This window comes from Desulfuromonas soudanensis (assembly GCF_001278055.1).
GTDB classification, from domain to species: Bacteria; Desulfobacterota; Desulfuromonadia; order Desulfuromonadales; family WTL; genus Deferrimonas; species Deferrimonas soudanensis.
This window is the reverse complement of record NZ_CP010802.1, coordinates 57,516-82,662: the sequence shown is the minus strand read 5'-3', so window position 1 is coordinate 82,662 and position 25,147 is coordinate 57,516. Positions and strand designations below refer to the sequence as shown.

Annotated in this window: 22 protein-coding genes and 1 pseudogene; 17 read left to right on the top strand and 6 right to left on the bottom strand. The window is 64.6% G+C overall.

Annotated elements, in window-relative coordinates:
* Positions 1–42 precede the first annotated feature (42 nt).
* From pstB to DSOUD_RS00290, 11 genes and pseudogenes are all read left to right on the top strand, one after another.
* Positions 43–825 (top strand): phosphate ABC transporter ATP-binding protein PstB, encoded by a 783-nt coding sequence (pstB, locus tag DSOUD_RS00335; RefSeq protein WP_053549126.1) that lies wholly within the window; start codon positions 43–45, stop codon positions 823–825.
* A 28-nt stretch (positions 826–853) separates the two neighbouring features.
* Positions 854–1,507: a phosphate signaling complex protein PhoU gene (gene phoU / locus DSOUD_RS00330; protein ID WP_053549125.1), complete on the top strand. Its 654-nt coding sequence runs from the start codon at positions 854–856 to the stop codon at positions 1,505–1,507.
* A gap of 132 nt (positions 1,508–1,639) precedes the next feature.
* A complete protein-coding gene (locus tag DSOUD_RS00325; RefSeq protein ID WP_082350976.1) occupies positions 1,640–2,128 on the top strand; it encodes a CreA family protein in 489 nt (162 codons plus the stop codon).
* A gap of 96 nt (positions 2,129–2,224) precedes the next feature.
* Positions 2,225–3,307, top strand: a pseudogene (locus DSOUD_RS18765) (sigma-54 interaction domain-containing protein); the annotation flags it as partial.
* Positions 3,308–3,345: 38 nt separating this feature from the next.
* A complete protein-coding gene (locus DSOUD_RS18760; protein WP_232426555.1) occupies positions 3,346–3,672 on the top strand; it encodes a helix-turn-helix domain-containing protein in 327 nt (108 codons plus the stop codon).
* A gap of 3 nt (positions 3,673–3,675) precedes the next feature.
* Positions 3,676–3,957, top strand: a complete 282-nt coding sequence (locus DSOUD_RS00315; RefSeq protein WP_053549123.1) for a hypothetical protein — start codon at positions 3,676–3,678, stop codon at positions 3,955–3,957.
* Between the two features lie 25 nt (positions 3,958–3,982).
* On the top strand, positions 3,983–4,429 hold the full coding sequence (locus DSOUD_RS00310) for a YaiI/YqxD family protein (RefSeq protein WP_053549122.1): 447 nt from the start codon (positions 3,983–3,985) through the stop codon (positions 4,427–4,429).
* Positions 4,430–4,700: 271 nt separating this feature from the next.
* Complete coding sequence (locus tag DSOUD_RS00305; RefSeq protein WP_053549121.1) at positions 4,701–5,135, top strand: Hsp20/alpha crystallin family protein; 435 nt, start codon at positions 4,701–4,703, stop codon at positions 5,133–5,135.
* A gap of 48 nt (positions 5,136–5,183) precedes the next feature.
* The gene (locus tag DSOUD_RS00300; protein ID WP_053549120.1) at positions 5,184–5,492 is read left to right on the top strand and encodes an Hsp20/alpha crystallin family protein; all 309 of its coding nucleotides are present in this window, start codon (positions 5,184–5,186) and stop codon (positions 5,490–5,492) included.
* 58 nt (positions 5,493–5,550) lie between these two features.
* Entirely contained in the window at positions 5,551–8,163 is a 2,613-nt protein-coding gene (clpB, locus tag DSOUD_RS00295; protein WP_053549119.1) for an ATP-dependent chaperone ClpB, read from the top strand.
* A 78-nt stretch (positions 8,164–8,241) separates the two neighbouring features.
* A complete protein-coding gene (locus tag DSOUD_RS00290; protein ID WP_053549118.1) occupies positions 8,242–9,093 on the top strand; it encodes a response regulator in 852 nt (283 codons plus the stop codon).
* Positions 9,094–9,254: 161 nt separating this feature from the next.
* Here DSOUD_RS00290 and DSOUD_RS00285 read toward each other — a convergent pair whose 3' ends face one another.
* From DSOUD_RS00285 to DSOUD_RS00275, 3 genes are read right to left on the bottom strand one after another with little or no spacing between them, the layout of a single operon-like run.
* Positions 9,255–9,797 carry a cupin domain-containing protein gene (locus DSOUD_RS00285; RefSeq protein WP_053549117.1) on the bottom strand — a complete coding sequence of 181 codons (543 nt, stop codon included), beginning with the start codon at positions 9,795–9,797 and terminating at the stop codon, positions 9,255–9,257.
* Positions 9,794–10,846 (bottom strand): alcohol dehydrogenase catalytic domain-containing protein, encoded by a 1,053-nt coding sequence (locus tag DSOUD_RS00280; protein WP_198300341.1) that lies wholly within the window; start codon positions 10,844–10,846, stop codon positions 9,794–9,796. The genes DSOUD_RS00285 and DSOUD_RS00280 overlap by 4 nt, the downstream gene beginning before the upstream one ends.
* Positions 10,843–11,877 carry a zinc-binding dehydrogenase gene (locus tag DSOUD_RS00275; RefSeq protein WP_053549116.1) on the bottom strand — a complete coding sequence of 345 codons (1,035 nt, stop codon included), beginning with the start codon at positions 11,875–11,877 and terminating at the stop codon, positions 10,843–10,845. Before DSOUD_RS00275 ends, DSOUD_RS00280 begins: the two co-directional genes overlap by 4 nt.
* A 187-nt stretch (positions 11,878–12,064) precedes the next feature.
* Between DSOUD_RS00275 and DSOUD_RS00270 the strand changes: the two genes are divergently transcribed.
* Both DSOUD_RS00270 and DSOUD_RS00265 read left to right on the top strand, forming a co-directional pair.
* On the top strand, positions 12,065–12,340 hold the full coding sequence (locus tag DSOUD_RS00270) for a thioredoxin family protein (RefSeq protein WP_053549115.1): 276 nt from the start codon (positions 12,065–12,067) through the stop codon (positions 12,338–12,340).
* Between the two features lie 97 nt (positions 12,341–12,437).
* Entirely contained in the window at positions 12,438–13,805 is a 1,368-nt protein-coding gene (locus DSOUD_RS00265; RefSeq protein WP_053549114.1) for a response regulator, read from the top strand.
* Here the strand turns inward: DSOUD_RS00265 and DSOUD_RS00260 are convergent.
* The 3 genes from DSOUD_RS00260 to DSOUD_RS00250 all read right to left on the bottom strand — a co-directional run bounded on the left by DSOUD_RS00260 (position 13,798) and on the right by DSOUD_RS00250 (position 17,533).
* A complete protein-coding gene (locus tag DSOUD_RS00260; RefSeq protein WP_053549113.1) occupies positions 13,798–15,663 on the bottom strand; it encodes a B12-binding domain-containing radical SAM protein in 1,866 nt (621 codons plus the stop codon). The two genes, DSOUD_RS00265 and DSOUD_RS00260, sit on opposite strands and share 8 nt — an antisense overlap.
* Before the next feature lie 22 nt (positions 15,664–15,685).
* Positions 15,686–16,822, bottom strand: a complete 1,137-nt coding sequence (locus DSOUD_RS00255; protein ID WP_053549112.1) for a patatin-like phospholipase family protein — start codon at positions 16,820–16,822, stop codon at positions 15,686–15,688.
* 150 nt (positions 16,823–16,972) lie between these two features.
* A complete protein-coding gene (locus DSOUD_RS00250; protein ID WP_053549111.1) occupies positions 16,973–17,533 on the bottom strand; it encodes an MXAN_5187 C-terminal domain-containing protein in 561 nt (186 codons plus the stop codon).
* 157 nt (positions 17,534–17,690) lie between these two features.
* On the opposite strand from DSOUD_RS00250, the gene glmU reads away from it, so the two are divergent.
* The 4 genes from glmU to DSOUD_RS00230 all read left to right on the top strand — a co-directional run bounded on the left by glmU (position 17,691) and on the right by DSOUD_RS00230 (position 24,985).
* On the top strand, positions 17,691–19,082 hold the full coding sequence (gene glmU / locus DSOUD_RS00245; protein ID WP_053549110.1) for a bifunctional UDP-N-acetylglucosamine diphosphorylase/glucosamine-1-phosphate N-acetyltransferase GlmU: 1,392 nt from the start codon (positions 17,691–17,693) through the stop codon (positions 19,080–19,082).
* Between the two features lie 80 nt (positions 19,083–19,162).
* Positions 19,163–20,992, top strand: coding sequence for a glutamine--fructose-6-phosphate transaminase (isomerizing) (gene glmS / locus DSOUD_RS00240; RefSeq protein ID WP_053549109.1), 1,830 nt, complete (start codon positions 19,163–19,165; stop codon positions 20,990–20,992).
* Positions 20,993–20,997: 5 nt separating this feature from the next.
* Positions 20,998–22,794, top strand: a complete 1,797-nt coding sequence (locus DSOUD_RS00235) for a chloride channel protein (protein ID WP_232426473.1) — start codon at positions 20,998–21,000, stop codon at positions 22,792–22,794.
* Complete coding sequence (locus tag DSOUD_RS00230) at positions 22,787–24,985, top strand: ATP-dependent helicase (protein ID WP_053549107.1); 2,199 nt, start codon at positions 22,787–22,789, stop codon at positions 24,983–24,985. Before DSOUD_RS00235 ends, DSOUD_RS00230 begins: the two co-directional genes overlap by 8 nt.
* The last annotated feature ends 162 nt before the right edge of the window (positions 24,986–25,147 follow it).

The following is a 25,147-nucleotide window of genomic DNA, read 5'->3' as shown; positions in this document are numbered from 1 at the left end:
TTTGGTTTTGCTGAACCATTTGAATCAATAAAGGATGCACGCATGAACAACGCCACCACCCTCTCCATCAAGGATCCCATCGTCGAGGTCAAAAATCTCCGTTTCTACTACGGAGCCTCCGAGGCCCTGCACAATCTCAACATCGATTTTCCCCGGCGCCAGGTCACCGCCCTCATCGGCCCTTCGGGGTGCGGCAAGTCGACCTTTTTGCGCTGCCTGAACCGGATGAACGACCTCGTCGACGGTTCCCGGGTCGTCGGCTCCATTCGCCTCAACGGCACGGACATCCATTCCTCGGCGATGGACGTCATCGAACTGCGCCGCCGGGTCGGCATGGTTTTTCAGAAATCCAACCCCTTTCCCAAGTCGATCTACGAAAACGTCATCTACGGTCTTCGCATCGCCGGAGTCAAGGACCGGGCGCTCCTCGACGAGACGGTGGAAAAAAGTCTGAAGGGGGCGGCCCTCTGGGACGAAGTCAAGGACCGGCTCCACGATTCGGCCCTCGGCTTCTCCGGCGGCCAGATGCAGCGCCTCTGCATCGCCCGGGCCATCGCCGTCAATCCCGAAGTCATCCTCATGGACGAGCCGTGCAGCGCCCTCGATCCCAAGTCGACGGCCCGGGTCGAGGAGCTCATCGGCGAGCTGCGCAAGGATTTCACCATCATCATCGTCACTCACAACATGCAGCAGGCGGCCCGGGTCTCGGACTACACCGCCTTTCTCTACGAGGGGCTCCTCATCGAATACGGCCTCACCGACAAGATTTTCATGAAGCCGAAAAACAAGCAGACCGAGGACTACATAACCGGCCGCTTCGGCTGAACCCGCAATCCGACCACCAGGAGTGGATATGACCCAGCACATGCAGCGTGAACTCGACAACCTCAAAAAGATGATCCTCGCCCTCTCCGCCGTCGCCGAGGAGAGCGTTCAGAAAGCGGCCCGCTCCATTGAGACCCTCGACGTCCCCCTCGCCGAGGAGGTCATCGGCAGCGACGACCTGGTCGACCAGATGGAGGTCGACCTCGAGGAAGAGTGCCTGAAGATCCTCGCCCTGCACCAGCCGGTCGCTATCGACCTGCGCTTCATCATCGCCGTTCTCAAGATCAACAACGACCTGGAACGCATCGCCGATCTGGCGGTGAACATCGCCGAGCGCGCCGTCGGCCTTTCGGGGATGAGCCGCGTCGAGATCCCCTTCGACTTCGCCGGGATGGCCCGGCGGGCCGAAACGATGCTCAACATGAGCCTCGACGCCCTGGTGCAGCTCGACACGGGGATCGCCCACCAGGTCATCGCCCTCGACGACGAGGTCGACGCCATGCACAGCGCCAACTACGGCCTGATCAAAGCGCAGATCCTCGCCCGCCCCGAAACCCTCGACGCCCTGATCCAGCACCTCTCCCTCTCCCGCCACCTCGAGCGGATCGCCGATCTGGCCACCAACATCGCCGAAGACGTGATCTACATGATCGACGGCGTCATCGTCCGTCACTCTCTTTAGCCAGCCCGTCGGGCAGGCCGAAGAGAAAAATTGTATAGTTGAAGGCAGATTCGAGTTCGTTTGACAGCCGATTGTCGTCTCTATTGGTCGAAAAGGAGCTCGGATATAGACCCCTTTTGGAAGGAAAAAATCATGAAACGTGCAGGACTGATCCTTGGCGCCCTCGTGTTGCTGCTGATTTTCCTCGGAGGGTGGTGGCTGATCAGCCGCCCGGATCGAGGGACGACGGGAGAAGTGAGTACCCGCTTTCGCTTAATGGGGGCAAACGACAAGATCGTCGTCGATGGATTCGACGATCCGAAAGTCAAGGGGGTGGCCTGCCATATCAGCAGGGCGCAGACCGGCGGGATCAAGGGAACCATCGGTTTGGCCGAGGACACCAGCGACGCCAGCATCGCCTGCCGGCAGATCGGGCCCATCAGTTTTGTCGACGAGATCGAGGACGGCGAGCCGGTTTTCGACGAACGCCGCAGCCTGCTCTTCAAACACCTTCAGGTCGTTCGTTTTTTCGATCGCACCCGCAACGTGCTGGTTTACGTTTCCTACAGCGACCGGGTGATCGAGGGGAGTCCGAAAAACAGTATCAGCACCGTGCCGATCATGCCCTGGCCGAATCCTTGACCAGACAGGACAGGGTCAGTCCCCGAGGGGTTGCACTCGCGCTGGGAAGGGTTTACATTGGGGACGTTTCGAACCCTCCCCCGCGGAAGCTGCTCCATGCCCTTTGATGTCGAAAAACTGCCTCCTTCCCAGCTCCCCGTTTCGGCCCCCGACCTGGTCGTCGCCGTCGAGCCCGGCGGCAGTCTGCGGATTCTGCGCCTCTCGCCGCGCCTTTCCCGCCTGACGGGGAGAGCCCCCGGAGAAAGCTCAGGCCAGCTTTCTCGCCTCTTTCCCGAAGCCGTCCCCCCCCTGGTCGACCTGGCCCGGGAGGTCGCCGAAAGGGGCGCTCCCTTGGGCGCTATTGCCGTCCGCCTCGGCGGCAGCGAAAAGACCCTCCTCCTCGCCGACGTCGACCCCGGCGGCCTGACGCCCGACTATCGCGGACAGATCGTCTCCTTCACCTTTTATGCACCCTCCGCCGCCGCATCGGCGGCAGGCGCCCACGGCCTCATCGGCTCCGGGCCGGCCCTTCGCGAGGTGCTGCGCAAGATCGCTCTCTACGCCCCCACCGCCGCCCCGGTGGTCATCACCGGCGAAACCGGCACCGGCAAGGAATTGGTCGCCCGCGCCCTCCACGACGCCGGTCCCCGCAGCGGCGCCCCCTACGTGGCGGTGAACTGTTCGGCGATCTCCGACGAACTCCTCGAATCAGAACTCTTCGGCCATGAAAAGGGGGCCTTTACCGGCGCCGTCTCCAGCCATCGGGGCCGCTTCGAACGGGCCGACGGCGGCACCCTCTTTCTCGACGAGATCGGCGACATGCCGCTGCACACCCAGAGCAAACTCCTGCGGGTGCTGGAATCCGGGGTCCTCGAGCGGGTCGGGGCTGAAAAGGAAATCCGGATCGACGTGCGCATCGTCGCCGCCACCAACGTCCCCCTCGAGGAGGCCGTCGCCAGCCGGCGTTTTCGCGTCGATCTCTATCACCGCCTCAGCGTGCTGCGCATCCACCTGCCGCCGCTGCGCCAGCGCCTCGAGGACATTCCTCTTCTGGTGACCCATTTTCTCGCCCGATTCAACGATCGCTACGGCCGCAACGTCGAGCGGCTCACCCCCGAGGCGTTGAACCTACTCTCCTCCTACCTGTGGCCCGGCAACATCCGCGAGCTGCGCAACGTTCTCGAGCGGGTCTGCGTCGAAAGCGCCGGTTCGGTCATCGGCGCCCGGGCCTTTTCCGAATGGATCCGCGAGCGGCAGGATTTCACCCCCGGCGACTGGAGCCTGCAGAGCCCCCGACCGGGGCGCCCCCTGGCCCCCCCTATCCCCTCGCCTCCGACCAGCGCCTCCTCACCGCCGGCCCCAGCGACACCCTGGAGGCCGAGATCCTCCCCCGGCAGCGGCGCCTCTCCCGCCCTGCCGAGCTCGACATCGATGCAATCCGGGATGCCTATCGGGACGCCGAGGGGAACCTCAGCGCCGCCGCCCGCCGTCTCGGCGTGCACCGGGCGACCCTCTACCGCGCCCTGGCGCGCCTCGGTCTCGACCGTGAGCAACTGGAGGATTAATCCATGACCGTCAGTCTTCCCCTCCTCCTCTTTCTCACCTTTGTCGCCTTGGGCCTGATCAATTTCGCCATCTCGGTAACGATCCTGCGCCAACTGATCCGCTCTGGAGTCAAAGTCGGCTTTTTCGAAATCCGCTGGCAGGTCCACCGCCACCTGAAGACCTACAAAGAGCTCGGCATCGCCAGGACCGGCACGGTCCCCCCGCTCTATTACGGCTACTGGATCACCCTGGTCGGGCTCCTCTGCGCCGCCGTCCTCACCCTGGCCTCCCTCCCGAGCTCCTAAAAACTGCTACCGACAGGAAAAACCGATGCAGATCTGGATCGACGCCGACGCCTGCCCCAGGGTCATCAAGGATATCCTCTACCGCGCCGCCGAACGCCGCGGCATCCCCCTGATCCTGGTCGCCAACAAACCGCTGCGCACCCCCCCTTCGCCCCTGATCCGCTCCATCCATGTCGAGGCCGGCTTCGACGTCGCCGACCAGGAAATCGCCCGGCGGGTCGAACCCGGCGACCTGGTGATCACTGCCGACATCCCCCTGGCCGCCGACGTCATCGGCCGCGGCGCCCACGCCCTCAACCCCCGGGGGGATTTCTACACCACCGACAATATCCACGAGCGCCTCACCCTGCGCAACATGATGGACGAGTTGCGCGGCGCCGGGGTCGAAACGGGGGGCCCCGCCCCCCTGACCCCCGGCGACCGCCAGGCCTTCGCCAACCAGCTCGACCGCTTTCTCACCCAGAACCGCTGAGGGGCACCCTCTCCCCGCCTCCTTGCGGCGGCCGATTTCGGCCCCCCTTTTTTTTCCTGCGACGTCGCAGGTGTCGCAGGCGACAATCCCTGCGACGTCGCAATCCTCCCCCCGCGAACCACAAAGCCTCCCAACCTCCCGAAAATTGGCATGTTTTTTCTGTCATCCTTTTCTGGCACGCCTGTTGTAATCCTCTGGGGACAGAGACGGAGCCCAAGGCGGCTCCTGCAAACTCCCACCAACCCATAGATAAGTAAAGGAGGCAAAAATCATGACCCGTTTCGCCCTGCTGCAGGAGATGGAGAGCGTCGGCCGTGACATGGAGCAGATTTTCCGCGGACTCGCCCTCGGCCGCCGCTGCCGACCGGAGCCCTCTGCCGGCGTGGCGCCCCCCGTCCGCCTGAGGAAAACCGCCGAGGGATACGCCGTGGAAGCGGCTCTTCCCGGCGTCGATCCGGCCACCCTGGAGATGACCCTTCTCCGGGACACCCTGACCCTGGCCGGAGAGCGCTCGATCTCGAACCCCGAAAACGTCGTCTGGCATCGCCGGGAGCGGGCGGCGGGACCCTTCGAGCGCACCCTGCGCCTTCCCGAGGAAATTGACACCGAAAAGGCCCGGGCCTCCTTCAAGAACGGCATCCTGACCCTCCTCCTCCCGCGGGCGCAGAGCGCCCTGCCGAAAAAGATCGCCATCGAGGCGGCCTGAGTGCACGAACCAAAACCGTCAACCGCTTATCCGCAAAGGAGACAGATCATGACCGATATCAAAACCCCGAAGACCTGGCGCTCCCCCGCCGTCGACATCTACGAGACCGAGGCGGGACTGACCCTGATCGCCGAACTCCCCGGCGTCGAGCGCGACGCCCTCGACCTGGCCTTCGACCGTGGAACACTCACCCTCGAAGGGCGAAGCGACGACATCGGCTACCAGCGACGCTTCCGGATTCCCGAGCACCTCGACGCCGAAGAGATCGCCGCCGAACTCAAGGACGGCCTCCTCACCGTCACCCTGCCGCGAGCCGCCGGCGCCAGGGCGCGCAAGATCGAGGTCACCGTCCACTAATAACCCTTTTCTCCTGTTATACTGCTGACTCAAAACCACCCAAGCCAAAGGATCGATCATGGACCTCAACAAGCTCACCGTCAAAAGCCAGGAAGCGATCCAGAACGCCCAGGATCTGGCCGGCCGGCGCGGCCACGTCGAAGTCGACGGCGAGCATCTGCTGCTGGCCCTCCTCGAACAGCCCGAGGGGCTGATCCCGCGCCTGTTGCAGAAGATCGAAGTCCCGGTGGAGAATTTTTCCGCCGCCCTGCGTCGGGAGCTCGACAAGCGCCCCTCCGTCTCCGGTCCGGGAGCGGAGGCCGGGAAGATCTACGTCACCCAGCGTTTCAACAAGCTTCTCCTCAAGGCCGAAGAGGAGGCGAGGCAGCTCAAGGACGAATACATCAGTGTCGAGCACATCCTCCTCGCCCTCGTCGAGGAGGGGCCGGCGACCGCCGCCGGAAGGCTGTTCAAGGAATTCAAGATCAGCCGCGACCGAGTGCTACAGGCGCTGACGCAGGTGCGCGGCCACCAGCGGGTCACCTCCCCGGAACCGGAGGGGACCTACGAGGCGCTGGCCAAGTACGGCCGCGACCTGGTGGAGGAGGTGCGCAAGGGAAAACTCGACCCGGTGATCGGCCGCGACGGCGAAATCCGCCGGGTCATCCGCATCCTCTCCCGCAAGACCAAGAACAACCCGGTCCTCATCGGCGAGCCGGGGGTGGGCAAGACCGCCATCGTCGAGGGGCTGGCGCACCGCATCGTCCGCGGCGACGTCCCCGAGGGGCTCAAGAAGAAGACGATCTTCTCCCTCGACATGGGATCGCTCATCGCCGGCGCCAAGTTCCGCGGCGAATTCGAGGAACGGCTCAAGGCGGTCCTCGCCGAAATCCGCCAGAGCGAGGGGCGCATCCTCCTCTTCATCGACGAACTGCACACCATCGTCGGCGCCGGCAAGGCCGAAGGATCGATGGACGCCGGCAACATGCTCAAACCGATGCTCGCCCGGGGGGAACTCCACTGCATCGGCGCCACCACCCTCGACGAATACCGCAAGCACATCGAAAAGGATGCGGCCCTCGAGCGGCGCTTTCAGCCGGTGCTGGTGGAACAGCCGACGGTGGAGGACACCATCAGCATTTTGCGCGGCCTCAAGGAGCGCTACGAGGTCCACCACGGGGTGCGGATCCAGGACGGCGCCCTCGTCGCCGCCGCGACCCTGTCCCACCGCTATATCTCCGACCGTTTCCTGCCGGACAAGGCTATCGACCTGATGGACGAGGCCTGCGCCATGATCCGCACCGAGATCGACTCCATGCCGACGGAACTCGACGAGGTGACCCGGAGGGTCATGCAGCTCGAGATCGAGGAGGCGGCGCTGAAGAAGGAGAAGGACCCCGCCAGCAAGGCGCGCCTCGAGACGCTGCGCCGGGAACTGGCCGACCACAAGCATCGGGTCGACACCCTGCACGCCCAGTGGGAGACGGAAAAGGAGGGGATCAAGAAGCTGCAGGCGCTGCGGGAAGAGATCGAAAAGGTGCGGCAGCAGATTCTCGTCGCCGAGCGGGACTACGACCTCAACAAGGCGGCCGAGCTCAAACACGGCCGGCTGCCGCAGCTCGAGTCCGAGCTGCACGAGGAAGAGAGCAGGACCGCGGCGTCCTCCCTCGGCGCCCGCATGCTCCGCGAGGAGGTTACCGAGGAGGAGATCGCCGACATCGTCAGCCGCTGGACGGGGATTCCCGTCACCCGCCTGGTGGAGGGGGAGCGGGAGAAGCTTTTACGCCTCGATACCCTCCTGCACAAACGGGTCATCGGCCAGGACGAAGCGGTGCAACTGGTGGCCGACGCGGTGATCCGGGCCCGGGCGGGGATCAAGGATCCCCGGCGTCCCATCGGCTCCTTCATCTTCCTCGGCCCCACCGGCGTCGGCAAGACCGAGCTGGCCCGGGCCCTCGCCGAAGCGCTCTTCGACAGCGAGGAGAACATGGTGCGCATCGACATGTCCGAGTACATGGAGCGCCACACGGTGAGCCGCCTCATCGGCGCCCCCCCCGGCTACGTCGGCTACGAGGAGGGGGGGCAGCTCACCGAGGCGGTGCGCCGCAAGCCCTACAGCGTCATCCTCTTCGACGAGATCGAGAAGGCCCACCACGACGTCTTCAACGTCCTGCTGCAGATCCTCGACGACGGCCGGGCCACGGACAGCCAGGGGCGCACCGTCGACTTCAAGAACACGGTCATCATCATGACCAGCAACATCGGCTCCCCCCATCTCCTCGAAGGGATCAGCGCCGACGGCGAGATACGCGAGGAGGCGCGCAGCGCCGTCATGAAGGAGCTGCGGCAGAGCTTTCGCCCCGAGTTTCTCAACCGCGTCGACGACATCGTCCTCTTCAAGCCGCTGACCCTCTCCGAGATCAAGGAGATCGTCGTTCTTCTCACCGCCGACCTGAGCCGGCGCCTCGCCGACCGGCGCATCGATCTGGAACTGAGCGAGGCCGCCCGGACCCATATCGCCGAACAGGGGTACGATCCGGTCTACGGGGCACGCCCCCTGAAACGCTATCTGCAGCACGCCCTCGAAACGCGCATCGGCCGGGCGCTCATCGGCGGCGACATCGGCGAGGGGGCAACGATCCTGGTGGGGATGGAAAACGGCGAACTGACGGTGACCCGCCGCGACGGCTAGGAGGAAAGGGTTTGCCTTTTGATACCCGCTGTGGTTATATTTGATGACCCACTCCCCCGGAAAGGGCCGTACTGACAGATGAATCGACGCAAACGCTTCGGCGAGATCCTGGTTGATGCCGGGGTGATCAGCGAATCCCAGCTCACCGACGCCCTCACCCTGCAGAAGGGGAGCGGCAAACGGCTCGGTCAGGTCCTCGACGAGATGAAGATCGTCTCGGAACGGGACATCTCCATCGTCCTGGCCCGGCAGTTCGGCTACAAGACCGCCAACAACCTCGCCAAATTCAACTTTCCCCCCGAGCTCCTCAAGCTCGTCGACAGCGAAAGGGCCTTGAAGTCCTTGATTTTCCCTCTCAAGCTCGAAGGGAAGACCCTCTTTCTGGCCATGGTCAATCCCCTCGACATGGAGGTGATCGACAATCTCTCCTTCCGCACCGGCCTCAACATCACCCCCTGCGTCACCACTCCCAGCGAAATCCAGGAAGCGGTGAGCAAACACTACCTGCAGGCCGAGACCGCCCGCAACAGCGACTGGTGGACGATCCTGGTGGTGGAAGACGGCGAGTTGGTGCGGGCGGCCATCCTCGCCGCCCTGAAAAAAATCGGCTACATCACTCTCGAGGCGACCAACGGCGCCGACGGGTTGAAGAGCGCCTCCCAGAACCTGCCGCACCTGATCATCACCGACAGCCTGATGCCGCGGATGGATGGCAACGAGATGTTCGACGCCCTGCAGAAAAACCCCGCCACCGCCCGTATCCCCGTGATCGCCCTGTCGGCGAGGACCTCGGCCGAAGACGAGGCCGCCCTCCTCGACAAAGGCTTTTTCGACTTTATCGCCAAGCCGATCAACCCGGTGCGACTCACCGCCCGGGTGCGCCGCGCCCTGAAAATGACCTACGGCGAGACCTGTCCCTCCAAGGACTGATCCGGTGCCTTCACCACCTCTCTCCCCACAGCAAAGGCCACCCGATTCGGGTGGCCTTTGCCGTTTCTTGAATTCTTTTTTTTACCCTGGTCGTAAGAGTTTTCGTTGAATGTCAATGTACCGCCGCGGCTTGGCGGACAAAGGCCCATCTCTATCCGCGCTCAGGGGCGGATCCCCCTGGCGGCGGCGCCGGAAAGAAGGGCGCGCAGCTCCTTTTCGTCGGGGGGGCGGGGACGGTCGCGGTGGTGATTGACGATGCAGAAAAAACCGAAGGGCTCGTCGAAGGGGTTGCACAGCTGATGCGGATCGTTCGGGGCGAGGTAGGCGGTGTCGAGGAAGTTGAGCTCGGCCAGCGTCCCGTCGATGAGGAGGGTGCCGCGGCCGCGGATGCAGATCACCACGTGTTCGTGTTCGTGCTTTTCCAGGGAGGAGTGACCGCCGGGGGCGATCTCGAAATAGCGCAGGTCGAAGAGGGCGCTCTCGCCCCGGGCGCCGATCAGCACCGTCCGGGCAATGGCGGCCCAGGTGCCGTCCTCGGCCTTGTAGCGCTCCTGCGGCACACCTGCCCAGGTAAAGTCGCCGGCAAAGGGATAGATCACGCTGCGATTGCCGGGAGCGTCGCCCGAGATTGCCGTAGCGGTCCCTTCCGGTTCTCCGCCGGGAATCCAGTCGCAACTCATCCCCTTGTCGGTCTCGTCGTTCATGACGTCTCCACAAGCACCAGGGCCTTGAGGGAATCGCCTCCACGGGCGGTGAGGGCGAAGGCCTCGGCGGCCTCAATCAGGGGGAAGCGGTGGGTCACCAGATCCCGGGCGGCAATCACCCCCCGTCCGATGAGGTCGAGAGCCTGCCGGGTGTCGAGGGGTCCGCAGGAGTAGGAGGAGGCGAGGGTGATCTCGTTGAAATAGAGGAAATGGGGCTCGATCTCGAGGAGGATACCCGGCGGGGTGGGGGTGAAGAAAAGGACCGTGCCGCCGGGAGCGCAGGCGCGGATGCCGTCGGCCATCGCCGCCGTGGTGCCGGGGCCGACAATGACGCGCCGGGCCATGGCGCCGCCGGTGAGGCGGGAGACTCCTTCGGCCAGGCTCTGCCGCGAGACGTCGATGACGGCGTCGGCGCCGAGATCCAGGGCTTTCTGCAGCCGCCAGGGAATCCGGTCGGCGGCGATGATCCGCGCCGCACCAAAGGCCCGGGCGACCTGGATGTTGAGCATCCCCATCACACCGAGGCCGGTGATGAGCACCGTGTCCCCGGGAAGGACGCCGACTTTGGCCATCCCCTTCACCGCGCAGGCGGCCGGTTCCACCAGGGAGGCGTCCTCGAAGGAAACCTGGTCGGGAAGTTTCAGGGTGTCGCTGAGGTTGATCTCGGGAACCCGCACGTATTCGGCCATGCCGCCGGGATCGAGACGGCTCCGCTTCCAGGTGGGACAGAGGGTGTACAGACCCTGACGACAGCGCTCGCAGACGAAGCAGGGGGCGTGGTGGTGCATGAAGACCCGGTCGCCGACGGCAAAGGAGGTGACTTCGGCGCCGATGGCCGCCACCGTCCCGGCCGGTTCGTGGCCGAGAACCAGAGGAGCCTTGGCCTCGATGTACCAGTCCATGACATCGCCGGAGCAGACGCCGCAGACGGCGACCCGGACGAGAATATCCCGGGGACCGGGGAGGGGGAGAGGGACCTGCTCGACGCGAATATCGGTAAATGAATGAACCACCACCGCCGCCATGGTCGAAGGGAGATCGGTCTTCATCGCCCCTCCGGAAGGATGGCGTACTTGAGTCCTTCGCCGCGGTCGAGGAGGGAAAGGGCCGATTCGAGTCCGTCGAGGCCGAAGCGCCCGGAGACCAGGGGGGCGACCTCGATAGCCCGGGTGACCAGGAGCTGCCGGGCCTCGGCGACCGCCGCCGGGGTGAAATGGAAGACCCCCTGAAGGACGATTTCGTCATAATGGAGCCGCCCGGCATCGAAGCGAACCTCGGTCCCGGAGGGGCAGCCGCCAAAGAGCAGGATCCTTCCCCCCTTGCGCACCAGGGCCATCGTCCCCTCCCAGACCGTCGGGCGCCCGGTGCACTCGATGACCTGATCGGCGCCCCGCCCCTCGGTCTCGGCGGCAACGACCGCCAGCAGATCCTCCGTCTCGACATCGATCACGCGGTCGGCCCCGAGGCGACGGGCCAGGTCGAGACGACTCCCCCGCTTGCCGGCGACGAGGATCCTTCCGACCCCGCGGGCCCGGGCGAGAAGGAGATAAAGGATGCCGATGGCGCCGGCACCGACGATAAGCAGAATCTCGCCGCGCCGCAGGGGCTGGACCAGGCTGCCGTGGACCACGCAGGCCAGAGGCTCGAGGAAGGCCGCCTCCTCGAAGGAGAGATGGTCGGGTTTGAGATAAACGTTGCGGGCGACGATGTGGGCCGGAAGGAGAATCTCCTCGGCGTAGGCCCCCAGAACCTTGGTCTCCATGAGGGTGTCACAGAGATTTTCCTGGCCGGCCCGGCAATAGAAACAGACGCCGCAGGGGGCCGAGTGTACGGCCATCACGGCGTCTCCGGGAGCAAAGGTTCGGACTCCCTCGCCGACGGCGGCAACGGTCCCGGAAAATTCATGACCGAAGGGGGAAGGGAGGGAGATTTTCGGGTGACCGCGCCGCCAGGTCTTGAGGTCGGTGCCGCAGGTCAGGGCGACCCGGATCCGCACCACGATCTCCCCCGGTCCCGGACGGGGGGACGGAAGGTCCCGTTTCTCGATCTGGCCCGGAGCGTTGAGCATCTGGCATTTCAAATGGTTACCTCGAAAAATAGAAATTCAGGGGCTCATTGTAGCCGCAAGAGCAAACCCAGGCAAGCGCTGGATCGGGTCCGCCCGGAACCGGAGATAAAGGTTGCCTTTTACCCCTGCTCCTTTATAATATTACCAGATAGGTCATCTTTGGCCGTCGCGAGTGCAACCAAAAGGATCGGAGGGAAGAATGAGGATCGACATCATTTGCAAACCCGAAAGCAGCAAGCGCTGCGAACTCACCCTGGCCAACGTTCGTGAAGCGCTCGATACCCTCGGCATCAAGGCTGAGGTGCATCTCTTCCGCGATCGCCGCAAAATGATCGACAACCGGGTCTACGTCTCCCCGGCCCTCCTCATCGACGACATTCTGCGGGTCGCCGGGCGCGTCCCCGAGGTGAAGGAAATCGCCGGCCTCCTCAGCGAGCGGCCGCGGTATCACAAGCGCATGCAGGATGTGGCCTGAGGCCGCCCGCTCCGCGCCCCCTGCGGGGGCAAGTCTTTACTTTCGGGTCCGATTGCTGTAGGTTCAGGGGAATTTCTGACCTGAAATGCGAGACCCTATGTCCACGATTCTTCTGGTCGACGACGTCGACCTCTTTTTGCAACTGGAAAAATCCTTTCTCGAAGACAGCGGCCACCAGATCGCTACGGCCAGCTCCGGGGAGGAAGCGCTCAGTCGTCTCGACGAGGTGCGGCCCGAGCTGATGCTCCTCGACCTGTACATGCCCGGAATCAACGGCGACGAGGTGTGCAGGCGCTTGCGCGCCCCGGGGCCCTGGCAGGAACTTCCGGTGATCATGGTCACCGCCGCCGGCAAGGATGAAGAGATCCTCAAATGCCTGGAAGCCGGATGTGACGACTACCTGACCAAGCCGGTCAACAAAAAGGATCTCGTCGACAAGGTCCAGCGCCTCCTCGGCCGCTCCAAGGTGCGCAAAACCCTTCGCGCCGCGGTCTCTCTGCCGGTTCAGATCACCCACGGCCGAAAGACCCTTGAGACCCGGGCCTGCGATCTCTCGGAAAACGGTATTTTTCTTAAAAGCGCGGATTTGTTCCCCCAGGGAAGCCCGGTGGAACTCGGTATCACCTTCCCCGACGGCCGCCACCTCTCCCTGCGGGGGAAAGTGGTGCGGGTCGTCGAAGGGGCGGAAGGGGGGATGGGAATCTACTTTGTTCATCCCGACCCCGAATGGCTCCTCGCCCTGCGCCACCTGGTGGCAACGGACCCCCGCGCCGAACCGGTCCCCCCGCCGCTCTCCGGGCGCCCCGTCGAGGTCCGGCTCGAACACCTCGAGCACCAGAACTCCCGGGCCCGGGAAGAAAACCGTCTCCTGCAGTTGCGCATTGCCGAACTGGAGGAGGAAAATCAAGACTTCGCCGGCCAGCTGATTCACACCGAAGAGGTCAACAACAACCTCACCAACCTCTATATCGCCTCCACCCGGCTGCACTCCCAGCTCAACCGCACCCAGGTCATCGCCATCATCAAGGAAGTGGTCATCAACTTCGTCGGTGCCGAAAAGTTCGCCCTCCTCCTTTTCGACAGGGAGGCGCGGCAGCTCTGTTACGAAACCGGAGAGGGGTTCGAGGAGAGCCCCTTCCCCCGGGTGACGGCGGGCGAGGGACTCCTCGGCGAGGTGGCGGCGGGCGGCGAAAGTTATTTTCAGGAAGGGTCGGTGAGCGAGGGTTCGGACGATCCTCTGGTCCCCCTGGCCGCCATCCCCCTGATGATTCATGGCGAATCCATGGGCGTTCTCGCCATCTACCGGCTCTTCATCCAAAAGGAGAGCTTTCAGCAGGTCGATTTCCAGCTCTTCTCGATGATGGCCGAACACGCCGCCACCGCCCTTTTTTCCTCGACCCTCTACGAGGAATCGGAACGCAAGCGCCAGACCTACCGCGGCTTCATGGACCTCATCCTCAAGTAAGCCCCGCCGGCACCAGCAGACCCTCCCCCACCGCAAAGACCGCAATCTCCTCTCCCTCGGCCCGGGAAATGCTCCCGGCAAAGATCTCTTCCGGCGTCCGCCGCCCGTCGCATCCCTTCAGCAGTTTGAGAAAATCCTCTTCGAGGGATTCGCAGATCACCTCCTCCCCCCGCCGCAGGAAGAGAGCGACCGAGCCGACGGGGCGAAAGAGGTCGGTAAGCTGCAGCAGATCGACCTCTCCCATTTCCAGCAGATTGAGGATTTCGTAGGAGAAGGGGACGAGCCGCACCGTGGAGGCGACCCGCCAGGGCGACCGCCAGGGATCGAGTCCGCAGAGGGTGTCGGGAAGGGTTTCGGCGCCGAGAAGGGTTTCGGCATAGTAATAGTGGTAACGAAGAAGATCGATCGCTGCGGAAATCAGCTGCGGACGGCCGCAGGCGCGCAACTCATCGGCGACAAAGCGCTCCTGGCACTTCAGAACCTCCTGCGGAGCCCACCCCTCGGACTCGAGGAGGCGCTCTTCCCCGCCGGGCTGCGCCGCCAGAAAATCGGCAAAACGTTCGAGGAAGGGGACCGCCTTGAGGCCGGTCCCGCGCAGCAGGGCGGGGAAATAGGCGACGGCCCGGCCGATATTGTAGAAAATGGCCGTGGCACCTGCCAGGCGGCGGCTCGCCGCCAGCTGATCCGGGGGACAGCTGGCGCTCTCCAGGACCAGGTAGGGAGGGCTTTTCTCGGCGCGCAGGCCGAAGCGCTCGCGATGAGCGTGCAGGGGTGTCCCGGGGAGAACCGCCAGGGGGAAGATGTCGAGATGATTGGGGCGCAGCTCCAGCGCGTACTCGAGACTCTGGCAGAAGCCCCCGTGATCGTCCCCGGGGAGGCCGTAAATCAGATCGAGGCCGTAGGTTACCCCTTCGGCGGCGAGGTACTGGATCCTCTCGGAAAAGGACTGCGGATCGAAGACGCGGTGGATATTGCGCAGCACCTCGGGATGGGCCGACTGGAGGCCGACCTGCACCGAACAGGGGATGCGCCCGAGGAGGCCTGCGGTTTTGCGATCGATGTAGTCGGCCTTGGCCTCGAGGTGAAAATGAATCCCGGGGGCCCGCGCGGCGAGGAGCTGCAGCAGGGTCTTTCCTCGCTGCGCCGGGAAGTTGAAGGTCGAGTCGAGGACCCAGACCTGGGAGACTCCGGCCCTGACGAAGAGGTCGAGTTCAGCCTTCAGGCGCCCGACGGAGAGGTGGCGGACGCCGCGGCTCCCTCGGGCGTCGTAGCAGAAATCGCAGGCAAAGGGGCATCCCCGGGCGATCTCCCAGAGGACGCCTCCCCCGGCGGCGGGGACCAGCGCGCCGCTCAGCCAGGGTGAGGGGAGGGTGTCGAGGTCTTCGACGGGAGGCCGGTCGGGACCGGTCAGAATCCCGGCGGCGCTCCGCAGGGTCAGGCCGGAGAGCGGCGGCAGCGTCTCATTTTTTTCCACGGCGGCCATGAGTTCGGCGAAGGTCTCCTCCCCCTCGCCGCGGATGACGGCATCGAGCTCTCCTTCGTCGAGGACCCCCTCGGCGTCGACGGTCGCTTCCGGACCGCCGGCAACCAGCAGGAGGGACGGGCGGCGGCGACGCAGCTCCCGGGCAAGAGAAAGAAGGCGCTTTCGGCTCCAGACGTAGAGAGAAAAGGCGACGACATCCGGCTCGCCGGCGAGAATGTCCGAGAGGAGCTCCTCGTCGGCCGAGGTCGGGAAGAGGTCGACCAGGACGGTTTCTTCCTGCAGTTCCGGAGGGAGGGCGGCCTTCAGGGAGGCGGCGGCCAGGGGGACGGCCTGGGCCGAAGGACGAACATGGAGTGTTACGAGATGGATCTTCATTCAGGCCTCCCGGACGATCTTTTCAAGTGACGACTTCGGCGGGGGGGGCGCTGGAAAGGTGCTCGGCCGTCACCTCGACGCCGTGGCGGCCGAGCACCGACTCAAACTCGTCAAAGCGATCCTTGAGCTGCCCCAGGGTGAGGTTGTAGCCGTAATTCATGATGTGATGGCGGGCGTCGTTGCTCATCGGGCTCTGAAAAAAGAGCATCGACTCCTCGCGCCCCGGCTCGATGAGAAGGATATCGACCTCGGGGTGCTGGTGCCGGTACCCCTCGAGAGCCATCTCGAGCTTCTCCTTGGTTTCGATGCGCATCGCCTGCTCCCAGGCGAAGGAAATCCCCAGGTCGGCGATGCTCGAGCATTTGCCTTCCGATAAAGAAGGGAGGCAGAAACGTTCGAGGTCGTTGTCCATCGGTACCCGGGGGTTGACCACGACGATCAGCTTGGCGCCCCGCTCGATGGCGATATCGATATGGCTGACCCGGCCGATGGAACCGTCGATAAAGTTCTGGTTTCCTATTTTGTGGGGGCGGAAGAAGTAGGGTATGGCGCAGGAGGCGGTGATCGCCTGGCAGATGTGCATGTCCCGGTATCCTTCGCAGCCGAAGACCACCCGCTGCCCCCGGTCGAGATCGTAGGCGGGGATGTAGAGCTCGGGAGTCAACTGGCTGAAATCGTCACGGACCCCTTCCTTGGCAAAGGACCGGCAGAGATAATTCTGCATCGGCGCCAGGGAGAAGAGCCCGGAGGGGAACTGTTCCTGAAGGATATAGAGAATTTCGTGGAGGGAAAAGGACCAGCCGTTGCGCCGGTAGTTGCGGAAAATCCGGAACAGGTTGCGCAACAGGGCCCAGAAGGACGTGAGGATTTCGCGGTAATCGATGCGGTAGATGTCGGAGCGGCGCCAGTTGAAGACCCTGCTCTCATTGTTGGCGATGGAGCGGAAGAGGACCGCCGGCGGGATTCCGTTGGCCACCAGGGTGGCGATGACCGATCCGGCGCTGACGCCGACGTACATCTCGAAGCGGTTGGAGGAAAAACCCCCGGACAGGAGCCTGTCGAGTGCCGTCAGGGCGCCGATCTCGTAGGCGGCCCCCATGATTCCGCCTCCCGCCAGGACCAGGGCCGTCTTCCCCTTTTCCGTATTCTGCGGGCTCATGGAAGCGTCTCCTTGGGGACTTCGGACAGTTCGGGGCGAGGCTGAAAGGGCATGAAGAAAAGAATGTAGAATACAGAATACAGAAGGAAAACGCCCAGCGCGAAGGGGGTATTCTGTGTTCTGTTTTCTGCATTCTAGCCCAACGGGCTCCTAAGGCTTGGGCCGGACCTTGATCTTCGGCTTGCCGCCTTCGCAGACCACGGTGAACTCCACTTCGCGGTCGCCGAATCGCTCGCGAATCTTCTCCCGCTGCGTGTCGAGAAAGGCCGCCACCTGGGCCCGGTCCGGGGCCTTCCCCTCCATGTGGCAGGCGCTGCGGGCCGCCATCAATTCCCGGTAAATATCTTCCTGCCGTCCCTCCGTCGCCGGGGGTGGGGATTCCGTCGCTGCCGGGGCCGGGACCGGGGCCGGGGCCGAAGCCTTGCGGACCTGGCGAACGTAGCGCCCTTCGTCGATCAGGCGCAGTATGCGATCCCAGTGCGCCGAATAGCTGTGATAGCGGGCCGCCAGGCCCTGGTAGCGGAAGCGCAAATCGGTCTGGGTGATCCGGCGGTTGGCGAAGCGCCGCAGGCGGGCCGCGAGATCCTCGCGGACCTTCATCGGCTCCCGCTTCTCCACCCCGGCAAAATACTGCTCGTAGGTGATGTGCAGCTCCTTTAACAGCTGTTCTATGGTGTTAAGCTCGCCCGCGAGCCCCTTACGACTATCCATAAGCACCCTCCAATAGGGCAAACTATACTGAACCAGGGCGATATTTGCAAAGAAAATCGCGGCTCTGGCCCCCCTTGCGGGGGGCATATTCCTTGACTCCCCCCCGCCGTTTCGTATAATGAAGCACTTCGGCAAGACCTCCCAGGAAAGAGGACCCATGAACGATCAGAAACTGGCGGCCGTCATCCTCGCAGCCGGGCGCGGAACCCGGATGAAATCCGACCTTCCCAAGGTCCTCCATCGGGTGGCCGGACTCCCCATGGCCAGCTATCCGGTCCGTCTGGCGACGGCCCTCGGCTCTTTTCCGACGGTCATGGTGATCGGCCACGGCGCTGCGGCGGTAGAAAAGGCCCTGGCCGACGAAGGGGTGCTCTTTGCCGTCCAGAGCGAGCAACTCGGCACCGGCCACGCCCTCCTCTGTGCCCGGGAAGCCCTGGCCGATTTCACCGGGACGATTCTCCTCCTCTGCGGCGACGTCCCCCTGTTGCGCCAGGAGACGGTCGCCCGGCTTCTTTCCTACCACGGCACCCAAAAGGCTGCCGTCACCGTCCTCACCTCCCGGCTGGAGAACCCCCACGGCTACGGGCGGATCGTCCGCGACGGCGAGGAGGTGCTGCGCATCGTCGAGGAAAAGGACGCCACCTCCGCTGAAAAGGCCATCCTGGAGATCAACACCGGGATCTACGCCTTCGAGGCCCCCTACGTTTTCGAAGCGCTGCGCGGCGTCACCACCGACAACGCCCAGGGGGAATACTACCTGACCGACGTTCTGGCCATGGCCCGCGCCGACGGTCGCAGGGTCTGCGCCCTGGCTGCCGCCGAAGCCGGCGAGACCCTGGGGATCAACGACCGCCTCCAGCTCGCCGAGGCCGGAGCGCTCATGCGGTGCCGCATCAACGAGGAGCTGATGCGCGAGGGCGTCACCCTCATCGATCCAAAGACCACCTACATCGATCCCGGTGTGCGCATCGGCGCCGACACGGTGATCCACCCCGGCGTCCACCTGCGCGGCGCAACAATTATCGGCAGAGGCGCCCTGATCGAGCCGGGAGTCGTCGTCACGGACTGCACCCTCGCCGACGACGTCCACCTCAAGGCGGGGAGTGTTCTCGAAGAGTCCCGCCTCGGCGACGGCTGCACCATCGGACCGATGGCTCACCTGCGCCCCGGCACCGTTCTGGCCGGAAACAACAAGCTCGGCAACTTCGTCGAGACCAAGAAAGCCACCTTCGGCCTCGGCTCCCAGGCCAGCCACCTGACCTACATCGGCGACGCCGAGGTCGGCAGCGGGGTCAACATCGGCTGCGGCACCATCACCTGCAACTACGACGGCGTCAACAAGCACCGGACGGTGATCGAAGACGACGTCTTCGTCGGCAGCGACACCCAGTTCGTCGCCCCGGTGCGCATCGGCCGCGGCAGCCTCATCGGCGCCGGATCGACCATCACCAAGGATGTTCCTCCCGATTCCCTCGCCCTCTCCCGGACCGAGCAGAAGGTCGTCCTCGGCTGGCGACTGCGTCACAAGCCCAAGGAAAAAAAATCGTAATCGCCCGTTCAAGCAAGGGGTGAGGCGACAGCGTCTCGCCCCTTTCCCCTTTTTATCCATCGTCGGAAAGGAAACCTCCCATGTGCGGCATCGTCGGCTATATCGGCCAGCAGCAGGCCACCCCCATCATCCTCGACGGTCTGCGCCGCCTCGAGTACCGGGGGTATGATTCGGCGGGGATCGCCACCCTCGACGGCGGGAAAATCGAAATCCGCCGCGCCCAGGGGAAGCTCGCCAACCTCGAAGCCGTCCTTCTGCAGCGCCCCCTCGAGGGGAGCCGCGGCATCGGCCATACCCGCTGGGCCACCCACGGCCGCCCTTCCGAGACCAACGCCCACCCCCATTTTGCCGGCGGCATCGTCGTCGTGCACAACGGCATCATCGAAAACTACCAGCAGCTCCGGGAGAAGCTCCGCGCCCTCGGCCACAACTTCCGCTCGGAAACCGACACGGAGGTCATCGCCCACCTGGTCGAGAGACACTACAAGGAAGGCGGCGATTTCGAAGGGGCGGTGCGCCTCGCTCTCGGGGAGGTGCGGGGCGCCTACGCCGTCGCCATCCTCTGCGAGAAGGAACCGGACAAGCTCATCGCCGCCAAGCTCGGCTCGCCGCTGGTGGTCGGCCAGGGGGTGGGCGAGTATTTCGTCGCCTCCGACATCCCGGCGATGCTCTCCCACACCCGGGAGATGATCTTCCTCGAGGACGGCGAGATGGTCGTCTTCACCCCCGAGGCGATGCGCGTCACCGACCTCTCCGGGGCGCCGCGGGAGAAAACCGCCAAGACCATCACCTGGAGCCCGCTGATGGCGGAGAAGGGGGGCTACCGCCATTTCATGCTCAAGGAGACCCACGAACAGCCCCGGGCCATCGCCGACACCATCGCCGGACGGATCGTCGAGGGGGAGGGGAGGATCCACCTCGAAGATCTGCGCCTGGGCGACGAGGAGCTCGGCTCCCTGGATAAAATTTTCATCGTCGCCTGCGGCACCTCCTGGCATGCCGCCCTGGTCGGCAAGTTCCTCATCGAAAGACTGGCGCGGATCCCGGTGGAGGTCGACATCGCCAGCGAATTCCGCTATCGCGACCCGATCGTCACCCCGCGGACGCTCACGGTCCTCATCAGCCAGAGCGGCGAGACCGCCGACACCCTCGCCGCCCTGCGGGAAGCCCGGGGGAAGGGGTCGAAGGCCGTCGCCATCTGCAACGTGGTGGAGTCGTCCATCGCCCGGGAGAGCGACGGCGTGATCTACACCCACGCCGGGCCGGAGATCGGCGTCGCTTCCACCAAGGCCTTCACCACCCAGTTGGTCGCCCTCTTCCTCTTCGCCCTGCACCTCGGCAAGACCCGGGGGATCCTCGACGCCGAGCGCAGCCGCGCCCTCACCGCCGAGCTCCTCACCCTGCCGCGCAAGGTCGAAGAGGCCCTTCTCCTCGACGGCGCTATCGAACAGATCGCCAGGGACTTCGTCGGGGCGACCGACTTTCTCTATCTCGGGCGGGGCAACCAGTACCCCATCGCCCTCGAAGGGGCCCTCAAGCTCAAGGAGATCTCCTACATCCACGCCGAGGGTTACCCGGCCGGCGAGATGAAGCACGGCCCCATCGCCCTCATCGACGAGCAGCTGCCGGTGGTGATCATCGCCCCCGGCAACGACACCTACGAGAAGGTCATTTCCAACATGGAGGAGGTCCGCGCCCGCGGCGGCAAGGTGATTGCCATTACCGATCGGGAAGACAGCGACCTTTCCGACAAGGCCGACGTCATCCTCGTCCTGCCGCAGATCGCCGATGAGCTGATGCCGATCCTCACTGTAATCCCCCTGCAGCTCCTCGCCTATCACATCGCCGTCCTCAAGGGGACCGACGTCGACCAACCCCGCAATCTTGCCAAAAGCGTCACCGTGGAGTAAATCTGTTGCGTCCGAGAAACAAACTCATCATCTGGCTGCGCCGCCGCAGCACCGCCCTCCTCAGCCGCTTTCGCATCAGCGAAAACACCTTCATGGCCATCCTGGCGGTGGCCATCGGCCTCCTCTCGGGACTGGGCAACTACGCCTTTCGCAAAACCATCGACTTCGTTCACTGGGCCGTCATCGAACAGGGGATGGAGCTCTTCGCCATCTCCTTCGACGAATGGACCCTGAGCCGGGTGCTGGTCATTCTCTTCCCCGTCGCCGGCGGTCTGCTGCTGATCCCCTTCGGACTCTTCTTCGCCAAGGACCTCAGGTTCGGATTTCCGGCCTTTCTCGAAAGGGTCAACCTGCGGGGAGCCAAGATCGAGGTCCGCACCATCTTCACCCGGGGACTGGCCAGCGCCATCACCCTCGGCACCGGCGGCAGCGCCGGCCAGGAAGGGCCCATCGCCCAGATCGGCGGGGCCATCGGCAGCCAGTTCGGTCAGACCTTCAAGGTCAGCGGCGACCGGCTCAAGGTCCTCGTCGCCTGCGGCGTCTCCGGCGGGGTGGCGGCGACCTTCAACGCCCCGATCGCCGGCGTCTTCTTCGCCCAGGAGATCGTCCTCCTCTCCTCCTTCGAAATCTCCAGCTTCACCTCCATCGTCATCGCCAGCGGCATGAGCACCGTCGTCTCCCGGGCGCTCCTCGGCAACATCCCCGCTCTCGCCGCTCCTCCCTACGTTCTCTCCGGCCCCTGGGAACTCCTCCTCTACCTCCTCCTCGGCCTGATCATCGGCATGTTTGCCGCCGGCTTCATCGATATCCATTTCCGCATCAAGGACCGCTTCGACAGCCTGAAGATTCCGAGGCTGGCCAAGCCGATCTTCGGCGGCTTGCTGGTGGGGGCCGTGGGGATCTTCTTTCCCCAGGTCTTCGGCAACGGCTACGAGTTCATGGAGACGGTAATGCGCGGCGAAGGCGCCTGGTACCTCCTCGCCGCCCTGATCGTCATGAAGGTGGTCGCCACCTCGGTCACTCTCGGCTCCGGCCTGCCGGGGGGGCTCTTCGCTCCGTCCCTGTACATCGGCGCCGTCACCGGCGGAGCCTTCGGCAAGCTGGCGCAGATGGCCTTCCCCTCCGTCGCCACCACCCCCGGCGCCTACGCCCTGGTCGGCATGGGAGCTTTTCTTTCGGCGGCGACCCACGCCCCGATGACGGCCATCTTCCTCCTCTTCGAAATTACCGCTTCCTACCAGGTCATCATCCCCATCATGCTCACCTGCGTCATCGGGACCGGGATCAGTCGCCACTTCAAGAAGGAAAGTCTCGACACCGTCGAGCTCTCCCGGGCCGGGATCAACCTCGAAGCGGGTAAAGAGCGCAATATCATGAAGTCCCTTCTCGTCCGCGAGGTGATGGCCACCGACCCGGAATCGGTGCCGGAGAACATGACCCTCGGCCAGTTTGCCCACTTCATTGCCAGCACCCGCCACACCAACTTCCCCCTCATCAACAGCAACGGCGAGCTCACCGGGATCATCTCGGTCCAGGATTTCATGGGGGTGGTCTTCGAGCGCGACCTCATGGACCTGGTGGTGATCAAGGAGCTGGCCACTCTCGACGTGATCACCGTCACCGGGGACGACGATCTCGACCAGGCGATGAAAAAGATCGGCTACCGCAACATCGAGCAGCTCCCGGTGGTCGACCGCGAAGGCGGCAACCGGCTGGTCGGGATCATCTCCCGGCGCGACATGGTCTCGGCCTACAACCGCGCCCTGATGACCCGCACCCTCGAGGACGAAACCGATGAGTGAGTTTCTCCGCGACCTCAACCCCCGGCAGCAGGAGGCGGTGCGGCAGACCGAAGGGCCGCTCCTCATCCTCGCCGGGGCCGGCTCGGGCAAGACCCGCACCGTCACCCACCGGGTCGCTCACCTGATCCACGACCGGGGGGTCGAGCCGTGGCGGATTCTGGCGGTCACCTTCACCAACAAGGCCGCCGCCGAGATGAAGGAGCGCCTGCAGCGCCTCCTCGGCGGCGGCGAACTCCCCTGGGTCGCCACCTTTCACGCCACCTGCGTGCGCATCCTCCGCCGGGAAATCACCGCTCTCGGCTATTCCAGCGATTTCAGCATCTACGACGATCAGGACCAGGAACGTCTCCTCAAGGGGATCCTCAGGGATCTCGACATCCCGGAAAAGATCCTCAAACCCCGGGCGGCGGCCGCAGCCATCGACGGCGCCAAGAATCGCGGCCTCTTTCCCGAGGCGATGGAACGGGGGGACTTCTACAGCGATCTGGTCGCCCGGGTCTACGCGCGCTACCAGAGCCGCCTCAAACAGGCCAGCGCCCTCGATTTCGGCGACCTGCTGATGCTTACGGTGAGACTCTTTGAGAACCATCCGGAGATCCTCGAAAAATACCGGCGGCGTTTCGCCTACATCCACGTCGACGAAGTCCAGGACACCAACCAGGTGCAGTACCGCCTCATCCACCTCCTGGCCGGCGGACACCGTAACCTCTGCGTGGTCGGCGACGACGACCAGTCGATCTACCGCTGGCGCGGCGCCGAGATCGGGAACATCCTCGGCTTCGAGAAGGATTATCCCGGCTGCGTCGTCATCCGCCTCGAACAGAACTACCGCTCGACCCGCACCATCCTCGACGCCGCCGGGGGCGTGGTGGAAAAAAACCTCGGCCGCAAGGGGAAGACGTTGTGGACGGACAACCCCGAAGGAGAAAAGGTCGTCGTCGAGACCCTCTCCGACGATCTCGAGGAGGCCCGCTTCGTCGCCGATGAAATCGCCCGGCTGCACCGGGGCGGCCGCCATCTGCGCGATATCGCCGTCTTTTACCGCACCAACGCCCAGTCCCGCCCCCTTGAGGAGGCGCTGCGCGGTCACAACCTCCCCTACGTGATGTTCGGCGGCGTCAAATTCTACTCGCGGATGGAGATCAAGGACATCCTCGCCTACCTGCGGATCCTCCTCAACCCGGCCGACACCGTCTCGGCGCGGCGGATCGTCAACGTCCCGCCGCGGGGGATCGGCGCCGCGACCATCGATCGCATCGCCCCCCTCGAGGAGGAGGCCGGGGGCTTTCTCCCCGCCTGCGCCCTCGCCCTGGAGCGCGGCCTCGTCGCCGGGGCCGCCGCCCGCAAGGTCGGCGAGTTCGTCGAGCTCATCGCCTCCTTCGGCCGCCGGCTGGAGCATCTCCCCTATCCCCGGCTCACCGCCGAGATCATCGAAGAGAGCGGCTACGGCCCGATGCTCCGTCAGGAACGAACCGAGGAAGCCCAGGGACGAATGGAGAACCTCGAACAGCTCCTCGCCGGGATGGAGGAGCACAGCGGAAGCGAGGGGACGTTGCGGGAGTATCTCGAGCAGGTGGCGCTGATCACCGATCTCGACTCCTACGACGCCAGCCTCGACCGGGTCACCCTGATGACCCTGCACGCCGCCAAGGGGCTCGAATTCCCGGTGGTCTTCATGACCGGGATGGAAGAGGGGCTCTTTCCTCACTCGCGCTCCCAGGGCGGAGGGGACGAGCTCGAGGAGGAGCGGCGCCTCTGCTATGTGGGGATGACCCGGGCCATGGAGAAACTCGTTCTCAGCCACGCCCGCAGGCGAAGGGTCTACGGCGACTTCCAGTTCAACCCGCCGAGCCGCTTTCTCGCAGAGATCCCCCCCCATTTGGTGGCCGGAACCGCGACCCCGACCCTCCACAAGGTTTCGGCCCACAACCTCGCCTCCGTCTTCGAGTCCCTGACCCCCTCCCCCTTCGAAGACAGCGGCGGCGAGCCCTCCTTCGAAGAGGAGGTCCGGGTCGTCCCCGACGCCGAGGAAGGGTTGCGCATCGGCCTCCGGGTCCGCCATCCCCGTTTCGGCGTCGGCAGCGTCCGCCGCGTCGAAGGAAACGGCGACAACCAGAAAGTCACCGTCTACTTCAACACCGTCGGCGCCAAGAAACTCCTCCTCAAATTCGCCGGGCTCGAGCCCGCCTGATCCCTGCCGGTTTCCCCTTTTCTTCCAATCCGCACCGCAACGACGGACCAGAGCCTTCGGCTCCGGGTAACAAGCCTGTCGTGAAAAAGCCCGCAACCTGCGGGCTTTTGTCTTTTTGCTCCGGGGTGAGGGGGATGGCCACCCTCTCCATTTTTCGGACCC

What these genes read in the sequence shown, in the direction of transcription:
- DSOUD_RS18760 (WP_232426555.1), top strand. Translation starts at nt 3,346, where the DNA reads ATGGATCCGCGAGCGGCAGGATTTCACCCCCGGCGACTGGAGCCTGCA.
- glmS (WP_053549109.1), top strand. Translation starts at nt 19,163, where the DNA reads ATGTGCGGCATCGTCGGCTATATCGGCCAGCAGCAGGCCACCCCCATC.
- DSOUD_RS00290 (WP_053549118.1), top strand. Translation starts at nt 8,242, where the DNA reads ATGAATCGACGCAAACGCTTCGGCGAGATCCTGGTTGATGCCGGGGTG.
- pstB (WP_053549126.1), top strand. Translation starts at nt 43, where the DNA reads ATGAACAACGCCACCACCCTCTCCATCAAGGATCCCATCGTCGAGGTC.
- DSOUD_RS00265 (WP_053549114.1), top strand. Translation starts at nt 12,438, where the DNA reads ATGTCCACGATTCTTCTGGTCGACGACGTCGACCTCTTTTTGCAACTG.
- DSOUD_RS00285 (WP_053549117.1), bottom strand. Translation starts at nt 9,797, where the DNA reads ATGAACGACGAGACCGACAAGGGGATGAGTTGCGACTGGATTCCCGGC.
- glmU (WP_053549110.1), top strand. Translation starts at nt 17,691, where the DNA reads ATGAACGATCAGAAACTGGCGGCCGTCATCCTCGCAGCCGGGCGCGGA.
- DSOUD_RS00260 (WP_053549113.1), bottom strand. Translation starts at nt 15,663, where the DNA reads ATGAAGATCCATCTCGTAACACTCCATGTTCGTCCTTCGGCCCAGGCC.
- DSOUD_RS00255 (WP_053549112.1), bottom strand. Translation starts at nt 16,822, where the DNA reads ATGAGCCCGCAGAATACGGAAAAGGGGAAGACGGCCCTGGTCCTGGCG.
- clpB (WP_053549119.1), top strand. Translation starts at nt 5,551, where the DNA reads ATGGACCTCAACAAGCTCACCGTCAAAAGCCAGGAAGCGATCCAGAAC.
- DSOUD_RS00315 (WP_053549123.1), top strand. Translation starts at nt 3,676, where the DNA reads ATGACCGTCAGTCTTCCCCTCCTCCTCTTTCTCACCTTTGTCGCCTTG.
- DSOUD_RS00310 (WP_053549122.1), top strand. Translation starts at nt 3,983, where the DNA reads ATGCAGATCTGGATCGACGCCGACGCCTGCCCCAGGGTCATCAAGGAT.
- DSOUD_RS00250 (WP_053549111.1), bottom strand. Translation starts at nt 17,533, where the DNA reads ATGGATAGTCGTAAGGGGCTCGCGGGCGAGCTTAACACCATAGAACAG.
- DSOUD_RS00305 (WP_053549121.1), top strand. Translation starts at nt 4,701, where the DNA reads ATGACCCGTTTCGCCCTGCTGCAGGAGATGGAGAGCGTCGGCCGTGAC.
- DSOUD_RS00230 (WP_053549107.1), top strand. Translation starts at nt 22,787, where the DNA reads ATGAGTGAGTTTCTCCGCGACCTCAACCCCCGGCAGCAGGAGGCGGTG.
- DSOUD_RS00280 (WP_198300341.1), bottom strand. Translation starts at nt 10,846, where the DNA reads ATGAAGACCGATCTCCCTTCGACCATGGCGGCGGTGGTGGTTCATTCA.
- DSOUD_RS00325 (WP_082350976.1), top strand. Translation starts at nt 1,640, where the DNA reads ATGAAACGTGCAGGACTGATCCTTGGCGCCCTCGTGTTGCTGCTGATT.
- phoU (WP_053549125.1), top strand. Translation starts at nt 854, where the DNA reads ATGACCCAGCACATGCAGCGTGAACTCGACAACCTCAAAAAGATGATC.
- DSOUD_RS00270 (WP_053549115.1), top strand. Translation starts at nt 12,065, where the DNA reads ATGAGGATCGACATCATTTGCAAACCCGAAAGCAGCAAGCGCTGCGAA.
- DSOUD_RS00300 (WP_053549120.1), top strand. Translation starts at nt 5,184, where the DNA reads ATGACCGATATCAAAACCCCGAAGACCTGGCGCTCCCCCGCCGTCGAC.